General features: G+C 60.4%; 16 protein-coding genes and 1 pseudogene. 6 read left to right on the top strand and 11 right to left on the bottom strand.

From position 1 onward, the window contains the following. Positions 1 to 119 precede the first annotated feature (119 nt). Positions 120 to 1,376, bottom strand: a complete 1,257-nt coding sequence (locus tag AC3IUF_RS17500; protein WP_489278802.1) for an MFS transporter — start codon at positions 1,374 to 1,376, stop codon at positions 120 to 122. Positions 1,377 to 1,641: 265 nt separating this feature from the next. On the opposite strand from AC3IUF_RS17500, the gene AC3IUF_RS17495 reads away from it, so the two are divergent. Next, the gene (locus AC3IUF_RS17495) at positions 1,642 to 3,189 is read left to right on the top strand and encodes a sensor domain-containing diguanylate cyclase (RefSeq protein WP_489278800.1); all 1,548 of its coding nucleotides are present in this window, start codon (positions 1,642 to 1,644) and stop codon (positions 3,187 to 3,189) included. Here the strand turns inward: AC3IUF_RS17495 and AC3IUF_RS17490 are convergent. From AC3IUF_RS17490 to AC3IUF_RS17475, 4 genes are all read right to left on the bottom strand, one after another. Then, positions 3,151 to 5,613 (bottom strand): PAS domain-containing protein, encoded by a 2,463-nt coding sequence (locus AC3IUF_RS17490; RefSeq protein WP_489278798.1) that lies wholly within the window; start codon positions 5,611 to 5,613, stop codon positions 3,151 to 3,153. The two genes, AC3IUF_RS17495 and AC3IUF_RS17490, sit on opposite strands and share 39 nt — an antisense overlap. A 128-nt stretch (positions 5,614 to 5,741) precedes the next feature. Then, positions 5,742 to 7,280: a cryptochrome/photolyase family protein gene (locus AC3IUF_RS17485; protein WP_489278797.1), complete on the bottom strand. Its 1,539-nt coding sequence runs from the start codon at positions 7,278 to 7,280 to the stop codon at positions 5,742 to 5,744. A 265-nt stretch (positions 7,281 to 7,545) separates the two neighbouring features. Then, positions 7,546 to 8,670: an alkene reductase gene (locus tag AC3IUF_RS17480; RefSeq protein ID WP_447785902.1), complete on the bottom strand. Its 1,125-nt coding sequence runs from the start codon at positions 8,668 to 8,670 to the stop codon at positions 7,546 to 7,548. A gap of 105 nt (positions 8,671 to 8,775) precedes the next feature. Continuing rightward, positions 8,776 to 9,453: a type 1 glutamine amidotransferase domain-containing protein gene (locus AC3IUF_RS17475; RefSeq protein WP_489278795.1), complete on the bottom strand. Its 678-nt coding sequence runs from the start codon at positions 9,451 to 9,453 to the stop codon at positions 8,776 to 8,778. A gap of 212 nt (positions 9,454 to 9,665) precedes the next feature. Here AC3IUF_RS17475 and AC3IUF_RS17470 point away from each other — a divergent pair, with 212 nt between their 5' ends. Continuing rightward, a complete protein-coding gene (locus AC3IUF_RS17470; protein ID WP_489278793.1) occupies positions 9,666 to 10,250 on the top strand; it encodes a TetR/AcrR family transcriptional regulator in 585 nt (194 codons plus the stop codon). A gap of 33 nt (positions 10,251 to 10,283) precedes the next feature. Here AC3IUF_RS17470 and AC3IUF_RS17465 read toward each other — a convergent pair whose 3' ends face one another. Both AC3IUF_RS17465 and AC3IUF_RS17460 read right to left on the bottom strand, forming a co-directional pair. Then, positions 10,284 to 10,988, bottom strand: a complete 705-nt coding sequence (locus tag AC3IUF_RS17465) for a helix-turn-helix transcriptional regulator (RefSeq protein WP_102899148.1) — start codon at positions 10,986 to 10,988, stop codon at positions 10,284 to 10,286. Continuing rightward, on the bottom strand, positions 10,988 to 11,935 hold the full coding sequence (locus AC3IUF_RS17460; RefSeq protein WP_489278791.1) for an NAD(P)-dependent alcohol dehydrogenase: 948 nt from the start codon (positions 11,933 to 11,935) through the stop codon (positions 10,988 to 10,990). The genes AC3IUF_RS17465 and AC3IUF_RS17460 overlap by 1 nt, the downstream gene beginning before the upstream one ends. A gap of 306 nt (positions 11,936 to 12,241) precedes the next feature. Between AC3IUF_RS17460 and AC3IUF_RS17455 the strand changes: the two genes are divergently transcribed. Further along, positions 12,242 to 12,952, top strand: coding sequence for a carboxymuconolactone decarboxylase family protein (locus AC3IUF_RS17455; protein ID WP_414915941.1), 711 nt, complete (start codon positions 12,242 to 12,244; stop codon positions 12,950 to 12,952). Positions 12,953 to 12,964: 12 nt separating this feature from the next. Here the strand turns inward: AC3IUF_RS17455 and paoC are convergent, their stop codons facing one another. After that, positions 12,965 to 15,175 carry an aldehyde oxidoreductase molybdenum-binding subunit PaoC gene (gene paoC / locus AC3IUF_RS17450; protein ID WP_489278789.1) on the bottom strand — a complete coding sequence of 737 codons (2,211 nt, stop codon included), beginning with the start codon at positions 15,173 to 15,175 and terminating at the stop codon, positions 12,965 to 12,967. Positions 15,176 to 15,442: 267 nt separating this feature from the next. Between paoC and AC3IUF_RS17445 the strand changes: the two genes are divergently transcribed. Then, the gene (locus AC3IUF_RS17445; protein WP_095111879.1) at positions 15,443 to 17,569 is read left to right on the top strand and encodes a TonB-dependent siderophore receptor; all 2,127 of its coding nucleotides are present in this window, start codon (positions 15,443 to 15,445) and stop codon (positions 17,567 to 17,569) included. 631 nt (positions 17,570 to 18,200) lie between these two features. Here the strand turns inward: AC3IUF_RS17445 and AC3IUF_RS17440 are convergent. From AC3IUF_RS17440 to AC3IUF_RS17430, 3 genes and pseudogenes are all read right to left on the bottom strand, one after another. Next, positions 18,201 to 19,199: an NADP-dependent oxidoreductase gene (locus AC3IUF_RS17440; RefSeq protein ID WP_489278788.1), complete on the bottom strand. Its 999-nt coding sequence runs from the start codon at positions 19,197 to 19,199 to the stop codon at positions 18,201 to 18,203. A 58-nt stretch (positions 19,200 to 19,257) separates the two neighbouring features. Continuing rightward, positions 19,258 to 19,395, bottom strand: a pseudogene (locus AC3IUF_RS17435) (alpha/beta fold hydrolase); the annotation flags it as partial. Between the two features lie 5 nt (positions 19,396 to 19,400). Next, positions 19,401 to 20,183, bottom strand: a complete 783-nt coding sequence (locus tag AC3IUF_RS17430) for an SDR family NAD(P)-dependent oxidoreductase (RefSeq protein ID WP_489278787.1) — start codon at positions 20,181 to 20,183, stop codon at positions 19,401 to 19,403. A gap of 216 nt (positions 20,184 to 20,399) precedes the next feature. On the opposite strand from AC3IUF_RS17430, the gene AC3IUF_RS17425 reads away from it, so the two are divergent. Both AC3IUF_RS17425 and ycaC read left to right on the top strand, forming a co-directional pair. Further along, a complete protein-coding gene (locus tag AC3IUF_RS17425; RefSeq protein WP_489278785.1) occupies positions 20,400 to 20,996 on the top strand; it encodes a TetR/AcrR family transcriptional regulator in 597 nt (198 codons plus the stop codon). A gap of 128 nt (positions 20,997 to 21,124) precedes the next feature. Further along, positions 21,125 to 21,757, top strand: a complete 633-nt coding sequence (gene ycaC, locus AC3IUF_RS17420) for an isochorismate family cysteine hydrolase YcaC (protein WP_150648451.1) — start codon at positions 21,125 to 21,127, stop codon at positions 21,755 to 21,757. The last annotated feature ends 6 nt before the right edge of the window (positions 21,758 to 21,763 follow it).

Here is a 21,763-nt window from a genome sequence, read left to right as displayed (position 1 = left end):
GGATTGCTTGCCTGATCCACTGAATCTGGATTTTTAACGCCACGCGCATCCGCCGCGGCCGTTTGGCGCGGCGCGCAGAGTAGATATGGCGGCGATGAGAGGGCGGGATGGGATATGGATTACGCAGAGGATTCAGTGCTGGCCTCGACCAATCCGCTTTCAGCCTGACGACCGCTGCGCTGGGTTTCCGGAACCCCGACCCCAAGCAACACAACTGCTACTGCCGCAATAGCGGCCAGGGTCAGAAACGCCGCGCTGTAACCAGCCTCCTGCACGACGAACCCGGCGAGGCCGTTGCTCAACGCCGCGCCCAGCCCGAAGGCCGTGGTCAGTGCGCCAAGGCTAATGTTGAAGTGTCCGGTGCCCTGCGTGAGGTCTTTGACCATGATCGGAAACAAAGCGCCGAACAGACCGGCGCCGACGCCGTCGAGCATCTGCACAGCGACCAGCCAATAAGCATCGTCCGACAGCGTATAGAGCACACCGCGCAATGGCAGGATCAGAAAACCTGCCAGCAGTAACGGTTTGCGTCCCCACAGATCGGCTTTCGCCCCGACCAGTAACGCCGCCGGCACCATCACCAATTGCGCCGCGACGATGCAGGCGGAAGTCAGCGGGGTGGCCATCTGCAGATTGGCTTGCGCGAGTTTTTGACTCACCAACGGCAACATCGCCGCATTGGCGAGATGGAACAGTGCACAGCAAATGGCGAACAGCAACAGCGGCCGGTTGCTCAGCAGCACCGACAAACCGGAAGGCTGACGATGCCCAGCGTCGGCCGGATCCAGTCCGCGGGCCAGATCATGGTCGATGGCTGCTGGCGAAACGCAGGCGATGGCAATGACACTGGCCAGGGCCATGGCCGCCATCAGATAAAACACCGCCACCGGGCCGAACAGATACGCGAACACCCCGGCCAGCAGGGCGGCGCAGGCATTGCCGGCATGATTGAAGGTTTCGTTGCGCCCGGTTCGCCGCGTGAACGCTCGTGGCCCGGTCATGCCCAGGGTAATTGCGCAAATGGCCGGGGCGAATATCGAAGCGGCCATCGCACTCAGGGTTTGCGTCAACGCCACCCACGTGAAGGACGTCACGAACGGCAGCAGCAGGCAACTGCCGGTCACCAGCAGCGCGGCGATCGCAATCAACGCACGTTTGCGCCGGCTGTTGTCGACCCAGGCGCCGGCCGGCGTCTGGGTGATCAGTGCAGCGACCCCGGCAATGGTCATCACCAGGCCAATGCTGGCCGGCTCCCAGTGATGCACCGCCAGTAAGTAAATGGCCAGATAGGGACCGAGACCGTCGCGCACGTCGGCGAGGAAAAAATTCAGGCTGTCCAGTGACAGGTTGTTGCGGTGATCGAGGTCAGCGGCCACGGCGGTGTCTTCAATGTTAGAGGTTTGCGGATGGATTCAACCTCAGCAAGCCTAATGACCTGCGGCCGTGAATATAAGTTGCAAGCTGCTGCCGTGTCGTTGCGAAACAACGCCTAAGGCCTGAAAACGACGTTCCGTCATACGGTTGCTGCACGTTCGACGCGCTACTTGTATCCTTGCGCCGGTCGAGGACATACGACCGCTGTTATTGCCTTGAATCAGTAACGGCCGGAACCGGAAACCGGACTTTCCATTAGGTACTTTCGTGAAGCGTGATACCCACCTCGTCATCCTCTTGTTGCTGGTCATCGGCTGCTCCCTGGCGTCGCTGACCATCTGGAAAGTGCTGTCTTCGCGCGATCGCGCGCTGGAGGAAGTCAACGTGCACGGGTTGAACCTGACCCAGGCACTTGAGACCTATTCCGAAGGCATTGTCCGGCAAAGTTCGCTGCTGTTGCTCGGGCTGGTCGAGCGCCTGGAAACCGAGGGCAGTGGCCCCGCGCAGATCCAGCGCCTGAGTGCGCTGGTCAACCGCCAGCAACCGCTGATGCCACAGCTGAGCGGTATCACTATCTATGACCGCGATGGTCATTGGCTGATGTCGTCGAACCGGCCGATTCCGGTGGGTGCCAGCAGCGTTGATCGAGCCTACTTCATTCATCATCGCGACGATCCGAGCCGCGAACCCTTTATCGGGCCTCCGATCCGCAGCCGTTCCAATCAGGAATGGGTGATCACCGTCAGCCGCCGTTTCAATGATGATCGCGGCGAGTTTGCCGGGGTCGTGGCCGTGACCCTTGGCGTGGAAAACTTTCTGCGTCTGTTCGGCAAACTCGACATCGGCCAGGACGGGGCCATCGGCCTGTCCTATACCGACGGTACGTTGCTGGTGCGCTATCCCTTCCGCGAGCAGGACATGGGCCGCAACTTTTCCAAGTCGCCGATCTACGCCAAATACCTGGTCGATCAATCGGTCGGCACCGCCTCTTATACCTCCAGCCTGGATGGCGTCGAACGCCTCTACGCCTTCCGCAAAAGTGAAAAATTGCCACTGATCACTACGGTCGCCATCGGCAAGCGTGAAGCCCTCGCGGCCTGGCGAACCGAGGCGTTGCTGTCGGCGGTGGTGGTGGCGGGGCTGTTGGGGCTTACCGGTCTGATTGGCTGGTTCTTGATTCTCGATATCCGGCGCCGGACCCAGGTGGAAGGCGAACTGCGCATCGCTCAGCAGCAATTGCTCGGCTCGAACCGACAGTTGGAGTTGTTGGCCATGAAAGATGCGCTGACCGGTTTGGCGAATCGGCGTTGCTTTGATCAGACCCTGGCCACAGAGGCGCGGCGGGCACAGCGCGACGGCTCGTCGCTGGCCTTGTTGATGATCGATATCGACTATTTCAAGCGCTTCAATGATGCGCTCGGGCACGTTGCCGGCGACGCCTGTCTGCAAGCCGTCGCCAGGGTGCTGGATGAATGTGTGCGGCGACCGTCAGACCTGGTCGCGCGCTACGGCGGCGAGGAGTTCGCGGTCATCATGCCCGCCACCGACATCGACGGTGCCGCCGTGGTGGCGCAATTGATCATTGAGCGTTTACAGCAAGCAAACATTGCTCACCCCTCCAGTCCCGTGGCCCGCGTGAGCCTGAGCATCGGCATCGCCGCCGCGCGCGGTTCACGCCTGGACCCTGCGCACGGTTTGATCGAGTCAGCCGATCAGGCGCTGTATCAAGCGAAAACAGCGGGGCGCAACCGGTTCATGGCATCCCGAGCGCAGCGCTTACTCGACGTCGATGGACAGCAGGCCACTGACGCGTGACACCAGCGTGTCGACGACAAAGGGTTTGGTCAGTACCTGCATGCCCGGGCCGAGTTGACCGTTGCCGATCACTGAGCTTTCCGCATATCCGGTGATAAACAACGTCTTCAGTTTCGGCCTGATCTGCCTGCCTGCATCGGCCATTTGTCGGCCGTTCATGCCGCCGGGCAAGCCGACATCGGTGATGAGCAAATCGATGTGCGCGCTGGAGCGCAATACTTCCAGGCCCTCAACGCTGTCGCACGCTTCGAGCAGGTTGTAGCCAAGGTCGTTCAGCACGTCTTTGAGCAGCGTGCGAACGGTGGGCTCGTCGTCGACAATCAGGATGGTCTCGCCGGCCTTGGTTTGAGGCGTTGCCAAGCTTTGCGCGTCATCGTGATTGCGCTGCGTTTCGCCGAGGTAGCGCGGCAGGTAAACGCACATGGTGGTGCCTTGACCCACGGTCGATTGCACCCGCACCTGTCCGCCAGATTGCTTGGTGAAACCGTAGATCATCGACAGCCCCAGCCCCGTGCCCTGGCCCAGCGGTTTGGTGGTGAAAAACGGGTCGAAGGCCTTGGCCATCACTTCCGCACTCATACCGGTTCCGGTGTCGGCGACAGACAGGCACAAGTATTGCCCTTCGGGCATTTCCCTTACGCGCGCCGCTTCAGCATCCAGGGTGCGATTGGCGGTTTCGACGGTGATGCTGCCGCCGTCGGGCATCGCGTCGCGAGCGTTGATGCACAGGTTGAGCAGGGTGTTTTCCAGTTGACTGGCATCGACCAGCGCCGGCCACAGGTCGGCGGCGACGACCGTCTTCAGGCGAATGCTCGGGCCGACGGTGCGCTGGATCAGTTCGGTCATGCCGGCAATCAGCGCGTTGACTTCCGTTGGCCGGGGATCGAGTGTCTGCCGCCTGGAGAAGGCCAGCAGGCGATGGGTCAGGGCCGTTGCGCGTTTGGCGGCGTCTTGTGCGATCAGCATGTATTTGTCGATGTCGCTCAGACGCCCTTGGGCGATGCGTTTGTCCATCAGCTCAAGGGATGCGCAGATACCCGCCAGCAGGTTGTTGAAGTCATGCGCCAGACCGCCGGTGAGTTGCCCGACCGCTTCCATTTTCTGCGATTGCCGCAACTTTTCTTCGGCCTGCATCAGCTCTGCGGTGCGCGCCGAGACCCGTTGTTCCAGTGTGTCATTGAGGGCCTTTAACGCAGCGGTGACCCGGTCGCGCTCGGCTTCGACGTTGCGCCGGTCTTCGACATCGATGAGCACGCCGGGAAAGCGCAAAGGCGTGCCGTCTTCGGCGCACTCGACGCGGCCGTTGGCTTCAATCCAGGTGTATTTGCCATCCGCGCCGCGCACTCGGTACTGGTGCGAATAGGCCCCGCCGCGGGCTTTGACTTCGTTGATGGCGGTTATCAGTCCCTCCCGGTCGTCCGGGTGAACGGTCATCACTACTTGTTCCAGGCTCAGACCGTCGAGCCCCCAGGCGGGATCGAGGTCGAACACCCGCGCGAAGGCTTCATCGACGCTGAAGCGATCGCTGGGCAGGTGCCAATGCCAGGTACCGATAATGGCGCCAGCGGCGAGGGCCAGTTGCACGCGTTCGACGTTCTCCCGAGCGACCGCCTCGCTGATGCGCAAACGCTCCTGCGCGTCGCGGCGCTCGGTGACATCGCTGAAGAAGATCGCGATCTGCCGATCGGCCGGGTCGCCGACGCGCACGGCACGCACATCGAACCAGCGTTCGAAGGTATTGGCGTAGTTCTCGAAGTTGGCCGGCTCGCCGGTCTTGGCCACATGGCCGTAGGTTTCGAACCAGAACTTCTCCAGGTTGGGCGCAAACTCGGTGACCCATTTGCCCCGCAGGTTGACCCCCGCCTGACGCTCGAACGCCGGGTTGGCCTCGACAAAGCAATAGTCGATCGGGTGGTCGTTGGCGTCGAATTTGACTTTGACGATGGCGAACGCGGCCTCGATGGTTTCCAGAATGGTGCTGAAACGTTCTTCGCTACGACGCAATGCAGTTTCGGCACTGCGCGAGCGGGTCAGGTCGAGCATCGCCCCGATCATGCGTTCGGCCTGGCCATCGGCATTGCGAATCAGGTGCCCGCGATCCAGCACTTCGGCGTACGAACCATCGTGGCAGAGGAAGCGGTACTCAGCGCTCCAGGTCGTCCCGGAGCCGTCAATCGCCGAGCGAATCGAGGTCGTCACGCGTGCGCGATCCTGCGTGTGAATCTGCGCAAACCGCCAGTCACACGTCGGCTCGATGGCTGCTGACGCGTAGCCATACGCCTGTTGCAGCGAGTCGTTCCAGATGACCTGATTGGTTTTCAGATCCCAGTCCCAGACGGCGTCGCAGGTCGCTTTGACGGCCAGACGCAGGCGCGTGACTTCGGACTCAAGCTCCTCGCGAGTAAGCTGTTTCAGGGTATCCACTCCTCATGCCTTTATTGTTGCTCTGCGTTTAATTGGCGTGTTTCAAGCCAGCGACTTTGCAAGCTTTGTGAGCCATTGACCCGGGGTGTCATGTTTAAGTTGCACGCGAGCCAAGGGGGCATGCGCTTTCATAGCGATTCGCCGCGATCCAGTCTGTCGAGCAAGCTCTGCCCGCGCTGCCACAAGGCCTGCTGCTTTTCCGGCGGCATGCGGTCGAGGTTTTTGTACATCATGCCCATGCGCTGATTGCCGCGCAGAAGGTCGCCGTGGCGCATCAGAAAATGCCAGTACAACGCGTTGAACGGGCACGCGTTGTCAGCCGTGGTTTCGCGCACCGAGTAGGCACAGTCGCGACAGTAGTCGGACATCCGGTTGATGTACTGGCCGCTGGCGCAATAAGGCTTGGAGCCGAGGTAACCGCCATCGGCGTGCATGACCATGCCGAGGGTGTTGGGCAGCTCGACCCAGTCGAACGCGTCCATGTAAATGGCCAGATACCATTCACAGATCTGGCTCGGCGCGATACCGGCGAGCAGGGCGAAATTGCCTGTCACCATCAGGCGCTGAATGTGATGGGCGTAGGCGTGTTTGAGGCTTTGGCCGATGGCCTGGCGCATGCAGTTCATCTGCGTTGCGCCGGTCCAGTAAAACTCTGGCAAGCGCCGCGTATTACCGAAGGCATTGCCCTCGGCGTACTCCGGCATGTGCAGCCAATAAACGCCACGGACGTATTCGCGCCAGCCGATCAGTTGGCGAATGAAACCTTCGGCGGAGTTCAGGGCAATGCTGCCGGACCAGTAGGCAGACTCCACATCACTGCAGAGTTGGCGCAGGTCCAGCAAGCCAATATTGAGCGCAGCGCTGATGCGGGCATGGAACAGAAACGGCTCGTTGCTGGCCATGGCGTCCTGATAATCGCCGAAGCCCGCCAGACCATAGTCGAGAAAGTAGGCCCACAATGCCTGGGCGTCGGCGTGCGTCACCGGATAGTTGAAATCGTCCAGGCTGCCGTAGTGACTGGCGAAGCGATCCTTGACCAGTGTGAGGACATCGAGGGTGATTGCATCGTTGGTAAAACCCGCCGGGTAGGGCGCCTTGACGGTTTTCGGCAGGGCTTTGCGATTGTCGGCATCAAAGTTCCACGCGCCGCCGACGGGCGTGCCATCGCCATTGAGCAACAGGCGACTTTTGCGGCGCATCTCGCGGTAGAAAAATTCCATGCGCAGTTGCTTTTTGTCTGCGGCCCACGCGCGGAATTCGTCGCGGCTGCACAGGAAACGGTTGTCGGCATGCCAGTGGATCGGCAAGCCACAATCCTTCAGTGATTGCTCCAGACGCCAGTCGCCGCATTCGGTCAGGTGCAATTCGTTGGCCTGTAGCAGTGCCTGCCAGCGCTTTAACTCGCCGGGCACCGAGCCGCTGTTTTGCGGGTCGTCGAGGGTCACGTAATGCACACGGAGGCCCTGATCTTTCAGGGCTTTAGCGAAGTGACGCATGGCGCTGAAGATCAGCGCGATCTTCTGCGGATGATGGGCAACATGGGTGGCTTCCTCCATGACCTCGACCAGCAGCACACGATCCTGTTCGCGATCCAGACCTGCCAATGAAGCCAGATCAAACGATAACTGGTCACCCAGAACGAGGCACAGCCGATGGGTTTTGTTCATTTCACGGATTCAGCGTAATGAGCAGCAGGCTGCCGAGTGGACGTTTAAACTCAAGTCCAGATAGTTGTACAGATTGTAGTCTGTGTATAGGTTTTTGTGCGGTGAATATTCACATTCCCCCTGCTCGCGAAGGCGTCGTCACATTCAACATTTTGGGTGACTGACCCGCCGCTTTCGCGAGCAGGCTCGCTCCCACAAGGGCTTGCACTCCGACTCGGATAAACGCTCCCGATATTTCGCGAGCGTTTACTGTGTCTTGAAAGGCTTAGGCGGGATAAACGGGGTAGTCGATATAGCCCTCGGCGTTGCCGCCATACACCGTTGCCGGGTTCAACGCATTCAACGGCCAGTCATTGGCAATCCGCGCAGGCAGATCGGGGTTGGCCATGAACGGGCGGCCAAAAGCGACCAAGTCTGCCAGCCCGGAATCGAGCAGTTGCGCACCGGATTCTGCGGTGTAGCGCCCGGCATAAATGATCGCGCCGCTGAAGGTGTCGCGTACGGCCTGACGAAACGTGAGGGGCATCGCCGGCGCGTTGTCCCAGTCGGCTTCGGCGATGGACAGATAGGCGATGCCCACGTCCTGCAGCACCTTGATCGCTTCGATGTAAGTGGTGTGCGGATCCTCTTCGACCATGCCCAAATAGGTCCGCGCTTCATCGGTGGTGGTGAACAGCGGCGCAAATCGCACGCCGACCTTTTCCTTGCCGATGCACTCGGCGACACCGGCGACCACTTCCTTGAGAAAGCGCAGACGATTTTGCAGCGAACCGCCGTACTGATCCTCGCGCAAATTGCTGTGGGCAGAGATGAACTGGTTCACCAGATAACCGTTGGCGCAGTGCAATTCGATGCCATCGAAACCCGCGTCCATGGCGTTGCGCGCCGCCTGGATGTACAGCTGAACCAACTCCTGAACTTCATCGGTGCTCAGCGCACGAGGTGCCGACGGCGGAACCAGTTCACCGGCACCGGGCGCAGTTTCGATAAACACGCTGACCCGATCGGTAGCCACGGCAGAGGCAGAAACCGGCGCCGCGCCGTCGGGCTGCAGTGCGGTGTGGGAGACGCGGCCGACGTGCCACAACTGGGCGAAAATCACCCCGTCCACGGCATGCACCGCCTCGGTGACTTTGCGCCAACCGGCGATTTGCTCAGGCGTATGAATGCCCGGCGTCCACGCATAACCCTGGCCACGGGGTTCGATCTGCGTGCCTTCGGTGACCAGCAGACCGGCGCCGGCACGTTGTTGGTAATACTCGGCCATCAACTCATTGGCGATGTTGCCCGGTTGGGTGCTGCGCTGGCGGGTGAGAGGCGGCAGGACGATACGGTTTTTCAGGGTGTGGTTGCCGAGTTTGGCGGGTGTGAAGAACGTGCTGCTATTCATGGATTACCTTGTCTTGGCGTTTATTAGACCAGTCGACTATTGATTGGGTGAAAAAATAACGCCGAGCAAGACGCACTCGGCGTTAGGAAGGTTGGAAGCGAAGTTTTAGCCCAGCATCTTCAGCAGTTTTTCAGCGACAGCGGCGGAGCTGGCTGGATTCTGGCCGGTGACCAGTTGCCCGTCGGCGACTACATGAACCTGCCAGTCAGCGACTTTCGAATAATGGCCGCCGAGGCGCTGGAACTCGTCCTCGATCAGGAACGGCACCACGTCCGTCAGGCCAACGGCCTCTTCTTCGGCATTGGTGAAACCGGTGACCTGGCGATGCTGGACCAGCGGTTTGCCGTCAGCGGTGAGGGCGTGACGCAACACACCCGGTGCATGGCAGACAAAACCGTGGGGTTTGTTGGCGCGGTCGAAGGCTTCGATCAATGCGATCGACTGCTTGTCTTCGGCCAGGTCCCACAGTGGGCCGTGGCCGCCGGGGTAAAACACCGCATCGAAATCATCTGCGCTGACGTCGGCCAAGCGACCGGTGTTGGCGAGTGCCTGTTGCGCGGCAGAGTCTTTGCGGAAGCGATCGGTCTCGGCCGTCTGGGCATCAGGCTCATCGCTTTTCGGGTCCAGCGGCGGCTGGCCACCGGCCGGTGAGACCAGCGTGACGTCGGCGCCGGCGTCCTTGAAGGCGTAGTAGGGGGCGGCGAACTCTTCCAGCCAGAAACCGGTTTTCTTGCCGGTGTTGCCGAGTTGATCGTGGGAAGTCAAAACCATCAGGATTTTCATAGAGCACCTTGAGTCGATCAGGTGTCTTCGATTGAGCGAAGGATTCGCACATCGGCCACACCGGTCAGAAAACGTTTGTCGGGGCACAGCATAGATTCCAATTAGACCAGTCGTCTAGTAATTTTTTATCCTGCGGTTTTTCATCGACAGGTGTGGCAAACTTCCGTTCCTCCCAATATACGACTGGTCTATTGCCTGGTAACTTGCGCCCCATGAAAGCGACCTACGACGACACCCGCCAACACTTGCTCGACACCGGCCACCGGATGATGGCCGAGAAGGGCTTCACCAGTGTCGGCCTCAACGAAATCCTGCAAACCGCCGGTGTGCCCAAGGGTTCGTTCTATCACTACTTCAAATCCAAAGAGTTGTACGGCCAGGCGTTGCTCGCGGATTATTTCGTCGGCTACCTCGCCGACATGGAACGCCGCCTGACGCTGCCGGGGCTGAGCGCCTATGAGCGGCTGATGGATTACTGGCAGGGCTGGCAGAACCGCTGCACCCTCGAAGGGCATGGCGATGAGTGTCTGGTAGTCAAGCTCAGCGCCGAAGTCGCCGACCTGTCGGAGTCGATGCGCCTGACCTTGCGCGATGGCGCCGAGCAAGTGGTGGCGCGCATCACCCTGTGTATCGAGCAGGGTCAGGTTGAAAACAGTCTGCCCCAGGGCGATGCCCGGCATCTGGCGGAAACCTTGTATCAGTTGTGGTTGGGCGCCAGTTTGCTGAACAAATTGCAGCGTACCGGGCAGTCGTTGCAGACCTCGATGGCGATGACCCGACAACTGCTGGCGGTATGAGCGGTGGGGCCGTTGTGGGCCAGGTTACATGACTCAACACACCTCGCCCTGACTGTTGCAGGGCCGCACATCCTCGGCACGCCATTGTTTGATCAAGCGCCGGCGGTCAGGCGCGTAGTGTTCGACAAGCACCTGCACCGTCGCAAGGTCAGCCATATCGATCACGCGAAACCGGCTGTCGCCTTCGCACCACGCCGCGATGCAGCGCTTGCCTTCGATAAAGCCCAACATGATCGGCCAGATGATGTGTTCGGCGGCCTCCGCATGTTCGAGCGCTAGCGCGATGCGCAGCTTGTTCTGCTCGCGCAGCGCCCGACGAATCTCGCTGAGGTCGATGGTTGTGCCGGGCTTGTGCGGCTTGGCCACGTAAAAGGTTTCGTCTTCGAAGATCGGCCGCATCTGCGCGGGCAGCACGGCACTGATTTTCGCCAGGGCATTGTTGACGGCGCCCGCGAGTTGGCTGTCGGTCTGCCGGCTGACCCATTGCGCACCGATGACCAAGGCCTGTATTTCCTCGGCGCTGAACGATAAAGGCGGCAGGACAAAACCGGGCTTGAGCACATACCCAAGGCCCGGCTCGCCGTCGATCTCGGCCCCCATGCCTTGCAGCGTGACGATGTCGCGGCGAATCGTGCGCAACGACACTCCCAATTCAGCCGCCAAGGCTTTGCCGGACACCGTACGACGATGGCGCCGCAGCGCTTGCATCAGCTCAAACAGACGATGACTTCTGGCCATTAACGCTCCATGGCGACGACACCTTTGCCGCCGAGTTTGCGGCCCTGTTCGAGCTCGCGGATCAGTTGTATGGCGCCGTCCAGCGGCACCACTTCTCCTAGCCGAATCTTCAAGCGTGCCTCACTGGCGGCACTGGCCAGTGTTTCGAGGATTTCGTGTCGCGGTGTGCCAATGACCAGTTTCAGTCGCCGATCAATCAGGCCACGCAGGAATTTACCCGGACCCGGATTGAGATCAAGCAAACAGCCGCCCGGACGCAGCAATCCGATACCGGTCGAGACCTTCATCGTCGCGGCCGTGTCATACACCACATCGAAGCGCGCCGGCAGTCTTGTCAGGTCCGTTAACCGGTAGTCGTAGACGGTTGATACCCCCAGCGCCTGTGCCCGGGCAACGTCCGACGCGCTGCAACTGCCCGATACCGTGGCCCCCGACATCAGGGCGATCTGCACCGCCGCTTCGCCGACTGCCCCCGCGCAACCATTGATGAAAACCTGCTGACCGGCTTGCAGTCTGGCCTTGTCGATCAACCCGTTCCACGCGGTAATGCCCGGTGTGCCGAGGCACGCCGCATCGGCGAAGGAAAGAGTATCCGGTTTGCTCGCCAGAAAGTCCTCCCTGGTCACGACGGCTTCGCCCAATGCGCCACTTTCTTTGAAGCGGGATAGCCCGAAAACCGCGTCGCCGACCCGGAAGCGGCTGACGCTCGCCCCAACCGCAAGAACCACGCCGGAGAAATCCATGCCCATCGCGCGCGGAAATGTTCTGCCGGTGATGAGCTTCATCCGGCCCTGGCGCAACTTCCAGTCGATGGGGTTGATCGCTGCACATTTGACCTGCACGAGCACTTCATCCTTGCCGGGTGCCGGCAACGGGAATGCTTCAATGTGCATCACCTCCGGACCGCCGTAGCGTGAGTACTGAATACGTTTATAGCTCGCTGACATGTCGGGTTCGCCTTCCGAGAGTGGACATGACGCCGACTCTATAACGGGGCAGTGCCAGTTTTTGGCACCATTCGCTTTCTATCGAGAAGACGGATTGATGAACGGTGTTCATGACTTCATGAAGCTCAGCGCCGATAGTCGCAGGATCCTCGTCGGTTTAACGTAGCGGCTGATTATCCCGCCAGCAGGCGCTTAGCGATGGCAGCACGCCCGGTTCGAAACGTCACCCATTCCCGCCGACTTCTGTTGACGGCCATCGCACTGTTGCTGACAGCCTGTGCTTCAACTGAAAAAGGTTCGACCTCCATGAAACGTTCACCTGCAATGACCTCCGATGCCGCGGCTGCCGTATCCCCGGCACTGGCTCATAACACCGATGCCATGTTGTTTGGCGAAGTATGGAAGCGCCCCGGATTGTCACCCCGTGACCGCAGTCTGGTAACCGTTGCAGTGTTGATCGCACGCGGACAAACCGCCGAGATGGCCGCGCAATTCAACCTCGCACTGGACAACGGTGTCACACCGCTGGAACTGTCCGAAACGCTCAATCACCTGGCGTTTTATTCCGGCTGGGGCAATGCGGCAGCGGCGCTGCCTATCGCCGGCGAGGTGTTCACCGCGCGCAATATCGGTGCTGAGCAACTGGCGCCGGTTGCGCCGTCGTTGTTGCCGCTGGACCAGGCTCGCGAAGCTGATCGCGTGGAACGCGTGAATGCGGCGGTGGGATCAGTGGCGCCGGGGCTGGTCGAGTTCACCACCAAAGCGCTGTTCCGCGATCTGTGGTTGCGGCCAGGTCTGGCGCCTCGCGATCGCAGCCTGATCACGGTCAGTTCGTTGGTGGCCAACGGGCAGACCGGCCAGGTCGGCTATCACCTGGGTCGGGCGATGGACAACGGTTTGAGCCAGACCGAAGCGGCGGAAATGATTACCCAACTGGCTTTCTATGCCGGATGGCCGAATGCGTTTTCCGCCGTGCCGGTGTTCAAGGAAGTGTTCAGCCAGCGCGCGCCGGGCTGACTGAACAGGGCGTCAAATCTGCTCCGGCAAGTGCGTGATAAGTTTGTCCAGCGTGATCGGATAATCGCGCACGCGCACGCCGGTGGCGTTGTAAATCGCATTGGCGATGGCCGCTGCGGCGCCACTGATGCCCAACTCGCCGACGCCTTTGGCCTTGAGCGGCGTGGCGTAGGGATCAACCTCATCGAGGAAAATCACCTGCTGATGGGGAATATCGGCGTGCACCGGTACTTCGTAACCGGCGAGGTCATGGTTGACGAAAAAACCAAGGCGCTTGTCGACCTGCAGTTCTTCCATCAGTGCGGCCCCGGCGCCCATGGTCATGCCGCCGATGATTTGGCTGCGCGCGGTCTTCGGATTGAGAATCCGCCCCGCTGCGCAGACCGCCAATTGGCGGCGCAGACGAATCTCGCCGGTCGCCGCGTTGACCGCGACTTCGGCGAAATGTGCGCCAAAGGTCTGCTGGGCAAAGCGCTGGGCCAGATCGCCGAATTCCATGCGGTCTTCGCCAACGAGATCGCCTGCGGCCGCCGCGTGAGCCAAAGGAAAATGCCGCGTACCATCGTGCACCTCGCCGTGGGCAAATTCGGCCGTTTGCGGATCAAGTCCGACGGCGCGGGCAGCGGCTTCGCGCAACTTGACGCAAGCGGCATAGACCCCGGCGGTTGACGACGCCGCCCCCCATTGCCCGCCCGATCCCGACGACTCCGGAAAGCGCGAGTCGCCAAGGTGCACTTCGACCCGGTCCAGTTCCACACCCATCATCTCGGCGGCGGTCTGCGCAATGATCGTGTAGCTGCCGGTGCCGATATCAGTCATGTCGGTTTCGACAGTGATTGTGCCGTGCCGATCAAGACGCACACGGGCCGCCGATGCGGTGGTTGGCGCGCCACGTATGGCAGACGCCAGACCGATGCCGATCAGCCAGCCATTCTCCAGACGTTGGCCGGCGCTTGCGTTGCGCTGGTGCCAGCCGAATTGCTCGGCACCGGTTTGTAAACACTCGACGAGTTGCCGTGTCGAGAACGGACGCGATGGCTGTTCGGGGTCGACCTGTGTGTCGTTGAGCAGGCGCAACTGCAGTGGGTCGATAGCCAGTTTTTCCGCCAGTTCATCCATGGCAATTTCCAGCGCCATCATTCCCGGTGCTTCCCCCGGCGCGCGCATGGCCGAGCCTTCAGCCAGGTCCAGCACGGCAAGATTCAAGCGGGTCATGCGGTTGGCGCCAGCGTAGAGCAAACGCGTCGAGGCCGTCGCGGCTTCGGCCCGGCCCCCGGGCAGGTTGCCTGACCAACTCTCATGGCCGATGGCAGCGATCAAACCCTCGCGGCTGGCACCGATGCGAATGCGCTGAAGCGTCGCGGGGCGATGGGTCAAATTGTTGAACATCAGCGGACGTGGCAGCGCGACTTTCACCGGGCGCCCGGCGTGGCGTGCCGCCAGCGACGCCAGCACCGCGTCACACAGGATCGTGCCTTTGCCGCCGAAACCGCCGCCGATGTAGGGCGATATCAAACGAATATCTTCTTTGCGCATGCCGAGTGTCTTGGCCAGATCGCGCACGCCCCAGTTGATCTGCTGTATCGACGTCCACAACGTCAGCGAATTGCCGTTCCACTGGGCGATGGTGGCGTGGGGTTCCATCATCGCGTGCGCCTGATCCGGCGTGCTGTAGTGCTGGTCGATCTGGATCGGTGCGGCGTTGAAGGCGCCTTCGAAATCTCCGATCTGCGTCTGCGGCGGTGGGCCGAAACCGGCGGGTGGGGGCGGTGTGGCCGAATCCTTGGCGGCAGCCAGATCGAACGCGCCGGGTTCGGCCACATAGCTGATCTCGAGCAGATTGGCAGCCGCGCGGGCCTCTTCAAATGTCTGCGCGACGACAATCGCGACGGCTTGGTGATAGTGGTCCACCTGCGGGCCGGCCAAGGCGCGCGCGACATAGAACTCGCCCTTGGCCAACGGCCCGGCATTCTCGTAGGTGACGATCGCGATCACCCCGGAACTGTTGCTTGCCTGCGTCGAGTCGATCGAGGCAATTCGCCCCTTGCCGATCCCGGCGCCGACCACATAGCCATAGGCGGGGTAGGGCACTGCGGCATGTTGTTCATACGCGTAGGGCGCGGTCCCGGTGGTTTTCAACTTGCCATCGATGCGGTCGGCGGGCTGGCCGATGACGTTCAATTGATCGATCGGATTAGTGCCGGCCGGTGTGTCGAATTTCATCGCTGAGTTCCTCTTCAGGCGGGCTGGCGGACAACACCGGGCGCCTCAGCGCCAGCGTTTGCAGGCCATATCGCCTACGAGCCTAGGCCATTGAACCGCATCTGATAATGCGCCTTGCCAGGATGGAGTCATGAGTTCGGGTCATGAATCCTGATCAACATGACAAATAAGAATAAGTTTCAATTACACGATCTCTGGTATACCATTCGCGCCGCTGTTCTGGCGGTTTTACCCTTCGTTCTGGCCTATTCGTAAGGTTTTCATTTCATGCGTCGTACTCTGCTTTCAATTTGCGTGCTGCAGGCGTTGTCTTCTTCCTCGTGGGCCGAACAGGCCGATTCAACATCCTCAGCGCTAGAGCTGGAGGCGACCGACGTGGTCGGTACAGCGGATTACGAACGGGCCGACGGCCCGGTGCAGGGTTATCGCGCTACACGTTCCGCCAGTGCCACGCGCACCGACACCTCAATCCATGAAACTCCGCAATCGATCAGCGTAGTGACCAAGGATGCGGTCGAAGACCTCGGCGCCACGCGTCTGCAAGACGCACTGGATTACGCCGGCGGCGTTGGCCGGGCAAACAATTTCGGCGGGCAGGGATTGACCACATTCACCGTGCGCGGCTTCACCACTGGCGAGTTCTACCGTAACGGTTTCCCGATCAATCGCGGCTACCCGAACATGCCCGACGCCAACACCATCGAGCGTCTGGAAGTGCTGCGCGGGCCGGCGACGATGCTCTACGGTCGTGGCGATCCCGGCGGCACCTTCAACGTTGTTTCCAAGCAGCCGTTGGCCGAGCGCACAGTCACCTTGGGCAGTCAGTTGAATGATCAAGGCATGAAGCGCGGCACGCTGGACGCCTCCGGCCCACTGGACGAAGAGGGGCGCCTGGCCTATCGATTGAACGTGGTGGGCGAGGGCGGCGATACCTTTCGCGATCACGTCGAGACCGAGCGCTACGGCGTCACGCCAGTGCTGACCTGGCAGGCCAGCGATACCACGCGAGTGATTTTCGAGGGTGATTTCATGCGCAATAATCATCCACTGGATCGCGGCGTGACGCGTTACGCCAAACAGATCGGCACCGCCTCGCGCGACACGTTTTTCGGCGAGAAAGACGCCGGCAAATTGCACAACGACAACAACATGGCGCAACTGCGCTTCGAACATCTGCTCAATGATGACTGGACGCTGGGCGGTGGTTTTCAGTGGCTCGACGGCTCGCTTGAGGGCAATGCGATCGAAGCCAACGGCATTGCTGATGACGGTCGAACCCTGGGGCGCAATTTCAACTACCGCAAACTGGAGTGGACCGACAAGGACACCCAGCTCAATCTGACCGGGCATTTCAGTACCGGCGGCTTGCAGCACACCTTGCTGACCGGCATCGAATACGAAGATTACGACTACAAGTCGATCATTCAGCGCTCCAGCGGCGCGGTCGGCGCCTACCCGATCGACATCTTCGATCCGGTTTACGGTCAGCCGCGCCCGGCGCTGACTCGCACCCCGACCCACGACAAGGAAAACCTCAAGACCTATGCCGCGTTCGTCCAGGATCAGGTGGCGTTGACCGAGCGTCTGAAGGTGCTGGCCGGGGCGCGTTTCGAGCGTTTCGAACACGACTATGAAACCTACGTGCCGGGCGGAAAAAACTGGCAGGCCAGCGACAACGCGGTGACCCCGCGCCTCGGCGTGACCTACGACCTGACCGAGACCCTGGCGGTCTACGCCGACACTGCGCGCTCGTTCAAGCCCAACACCGGCGCGAGCCGCGTGGGCGGAGGCTTCGCCCCGGAGAAAGGCAAATCCTACGAAATGGGCGTCAAGTGGGAAGCGCTGGATCATCAGTTGAGCGTCGACGCGGCGATCTATCAGATCGAAAAGCGCAACGTGCTGACTACCGACCCGGTGGACTCGACCTTCAGTGTGGCGGCCGGGGAAGTACGCAGCCGTGGTTTCGACCTGAACGTCGCCGGCAACCTGACTCCTGAATGGCGCGTCATCGGCGGCTACGCCTACGTGGATGCCGAAGTGACCAAAGACAATGTGATCCGTTCGGGCACGCGACTGATGAACATTCCGCAAAACAGCTTCAGCCTGCTCAACGTCTACGAATTTCAGGACGGCACGCTTAAAGGCCTGGGCCTGGGTACCGGACTCAAGTACGTCGACGAACGCGCCGGGCAAACCGCCAATACTGCGTTCTCGATGGACAGCTACACCGTTGTCGATTTGCTCGGCTTTTATAAGGTCAACGAGAAGGTGCGGCTCAATCTTGACGTGAAGAATCTGTTTGACCGGGATTATGAAGAGGGCGCGTTTGGTAATGTCTACGCCTATCCGGGCGCGCCGCGAACGGTGCAGGTTGGGATTTCCTACACCTTGTAAGCCGAGCTGCAACGGCTGCCCCTCACCCCAGCCCTCTCCCGGGGGAGAGGGAGCCGACCGAGGTGTCTTGCGCTATGCATCGACCTGACAGATCGCGTCGATTACGGGTCCATCCGCAATGCTTGGTGGTATTGGATTCACAGCCGTTATTGCACGTCGGCGCTCATCGCCAATATTCCCCAATCGGTTCCCTCTCCTTGGGGGAGAGGGAGCCTATGCATCGCGTCGATGATGGGTTCATCCGCAATGCTTGGCGATATTGGATTCACAGGCGCTATTGCACGTCGGCGTTCATCGCCAATATCCCCCAATCGGTTCCCTCTCCTGGGGGAGAGGGCTAGGGTGAGGGCAGCTGTTTCGGCACATGCCACTTAGCCAGTGACACAACCTTCCGGTGTTTTTCCAGCAAACTCATGCGCGTTGAACAATTAGGGCTCAAGCATCAAGGGCCGCCATACGATCGGAGCAACTCCAAGTATCGCGTTGTGCTGCTTGGGGTCGGGCGTCTCGTGGTTCGCAGATTCAGGTGAGTGTTTGTTCTCCGTGTCTTGCGGTTCGTCGGCGGGGGGCTTTTCGGTGTCGCAGGCAACGTTATCCATGGGTCTTTCGCCAGATGATTACAGGCAGGCAACTATTTGATCTGCACGATTACCTTGCCTTTCGCACGGCCCTGTTCGACGTAAGTCAGGGCTTGGCCCGCTGACTCGAAGGCGAAGGTGCGGTCAAGCACGGGCCTTATTTCACCGGCTTCAATCAGCGTGGTGATTTCCTGCAGTTGTGTACCGCTCGCCCGCATGAACAGGAAGCTGTAACGGGCATCCTGCTTGCGCGCCTTGCGCCGAATACTCAGGCTCAACAAGCGCATGACTTGCCGCAGCGGCCAGGCCAGGCCTTGCGCCTTTGCGAACTCGGCAGTTGGCGGGCCTGATATGGAAATCAGCTGACCACCCGGTTTGAGTACCTTGAGCGAGTTTTCCAGAACGTCGGAGCCGAGGCTGTTCAGCACCACGTCGTAGTCGCGCAATTCGCGCTCGAAGTGCTGCTGTTTGTAATCAATCACCACGTCTGCGCCCAACGCTTTAACCCATTTGACATTCGCGGTGCTGGTGGTGGTCGCGACAACAGCGCCGAGGTGCTTGGCCAGTTGAATGGCGATTGTTCCGACACCGCCGGAACCGGCGTGAATCAAGACCTTCTGACCCTTTTGCAAACGGGCGATGTCGACCAGCGCTTGCCAGGCTGTCAGAGCAACCAAAGGAATGCCGGCGGCTTGTTCCATGCTGAGGTTGGCGGGCTTTAACGCCACGGCGTTTTGCTCGACGGCGATTCGCTCGGCGAACGTGCCGATTCGCTGTTCGGGCACGCGCGCATACACCGCGTCGCCGGGCTTGAAACCCTTGACCGCTGCGCCAACCTCAATCACCACACCGGCACAATCGTTGCCCAGCACCAAGGGCAATGAGTACGGCAGAATCAGTTTGAATTCGCCGCTGCGAATCTTTGAATCGAGTACGTTGACGCTGGCCGCATGTACATCAATCAGCACGTCATGGGCGCCGGATACAGGCTCGGAGACATCGCCAATGCGCCCGTTCTGCTTGCCGTAGCGATCGATAAAATAAGCTTTCATGGTGGGGACGGCTCTCACTGTTTCGGGAAGGGCTGCATTGCCTGAGCGGATTGCCTCAGTGGTCGAGTACCGCGCCCCAATGATTGAGCAGGATCAGCGGCTCCGCCGATTTCGGCCCGAGGTCTCGATAGGCGAAGGCCGTGCCGCCAACCAAAATCGATTGGTTGGCGGCGTTGACGAAAAGCGTCTGCGCCATTGCACTCACGCCAGATAGCGCTGGGCGACCGCCGACTGGCGAATCTGCGCCAGCAGGCCCTGCCGCGCGGTTTGCAAGGCATCCCAGCGCTCACCTTCATGCAGCGGCGGGATGGTCACCGGCTCGCGACGATCGAAACCGACCAGCGCCGCATCGACCAGATCGGTGACCTCCATGATCTCGCTCAAGGTGTTGATGTCGATGCCCGCGCGATCCCAGATCTCGGTACGCGTCGCGGCCGGCAGCACGGCTTGCACGTAGACGCCCAGTGGCGACAGTTCCAGGCTCAGCCCCTGAGACAGGAACAGGACAAACGCCTTGGTCGCGCCGTAGACCGACATGCCGAACTCCGGGGCCAGACCGACCACCGAGCCGATGTTGATAATCGCGCCGTCACCGGCCTTCGCCAGACGGGGAGCGATGGCACTAGCGAGCCGCACCAGTGCCGTGGTGTTGAGGGCGACCAGATTGGCCACTTTGTCGGTGCTCTGCTCGATGAAGTTGCCGGACTGCGCGGCGCCCGCGTTATTGACGAGGAGGCCAATGCGCGCATCGTCGCGCAGGCGCGTTTCGACGGTGTGCAGATCGCTGAGTTGGGTCAGGTCGGCCTGAAGCACATCCACGGCGACGCTGTGTTCGTTACGCAGTTTCGCGGCGAGTGTTTCCAGACGCACAAGGTCGCGGGCGACCAGCACCAGATCATGTCCGCGTTGAGCGAAACGTTCGGCGTAAACCGCGCCAATGCCGGTAGAGGCGCCAGTGATGAGAACAGCAGGGCGGGTAGTCATGGGATCATCTCTTTTTCAAAAAATCGATTAGGGTTGATGCAGGAGGCAGAAATTACGGCGGAGTTCAACCTACTGAGCAACAGCGCTTTGTGTCTGTGTGTGCAGCCGTAACCTCTGCATTTATGATGATGATCGAAATCTAAACTGTCAACGCTTTTGATTATGGCTGACATCTATGTATTATCGGCGCATGATTTTTCAGCGGAGGTATTGCACGTGAGAGTGACCAAAGCCCAGGCGCAGGCTAATCGCGAGCACATCGTCGAGACCGCTTCGGTGTTGTTTCGTGAGCGAGGTTTTGACGGTGTCGGCGTCGCGGATCTCATGGCGGCGGCCGGATTCACCCACGGCGGTTTCTACAAACACTTTGGCTCGAAGGCCGACCTGATGTCCGAAGCCTCGGCCAACAGCCTTGCGCGCTCGTTGACCAGTGCCGAAATGGTCGATGTTCAAGGCTTCATCGACGCTTATGTGTCGAAAGATCATCGGGACGGGCGGGGCAGTGGCTGCACCATGGCGGCGCTGTGCGGCGACGCCGCGCGCCAGTCTGACGACGTGAAAAAGGCGTTTGCCGACGGCATCGAGCGCACGCTGCAGACGCTCGGTGACAAGTACCCGACAGGGCCAGACGCGGCGCCTGACGCGGGGCGAGTGAAAATGATCGACATGCTGGCGCGGGCGGTGGGCGCGATTGTTCTGTCGCGTGCCTGCCCGGATGACTCAGCGCTGGCCGATGAAATACTTGCGGTATGCCACGCTGAAATGACCGCGTCATTGCTGATATCTGCCGACAGTGCAGAAGTGGCTGGTTGATCGGTATTGTCCTTTTTGAGTTGACGGTGAAACGCTTTTCAGCCGATTTATCCCGTCCCTGTGCGTCAGTAATCTGTACCCAACTTGAACGCAACAACAACTTCAAAAACTCAAAAGGGACGCAGACCATGACCACTCCAACCTACAACCGCCTCAACAAAGACGACGCCATCGTGTTGCTGGTCGACCACCAGACCGGTTTGATTTCTCTGGTGCAGGACTTCTCGCCAAACGAATTCAAGAACAACGTGCTGGCCCTGGCCGATCTGGCCAAGTTCTTCGACCTGCCAACCATCCTCACCACCAGTTTCGAACAAGGCCCGAACGGCCCGCTGGTGCCGGAACTGAAAGAGATGTTCCCGGACGCGCCGTACATCGCTCGTCCAGGTCAGATCAACGCCTGGGACAACGAAGACTTCGTCAAAGCGATCAAAGCCACCGGGCGCAAGCAGATCATCATTGCCGGTGTGGTCACGGATGTCTGCGTAGCGTTCCCGACCTTGTCGGCGCTGGCAGAAGGGTTTGAGGTGTTTGTGGTCACCGACGCTTCCGGCACCTTCAACACCACCGTGCAACAAGCGGCGTGGAGTCGCATGACCCAGGCCGGTGCACAGATGATGAACTGGTTCTCGGTGGCCTGTGAGCTGCACCGCGACTGGCGCAACGACATTGAAGGCTTGGGCAATCTGCTGTCGCAACGGATCCCGAACTATCGCAACCTGATGAACAGCTATTCAGCGCTGACGGCTCAACAGAAGTAAGCCGAC

This window comes from Pseudomonas sp. KH_040 (assembly GCF_057839305.1).
The sequence above is the reverse complement of the archived record's forward strand: the minus strand, read 5'-3'. Positions and strand labels throughout refer to the sequence as shown.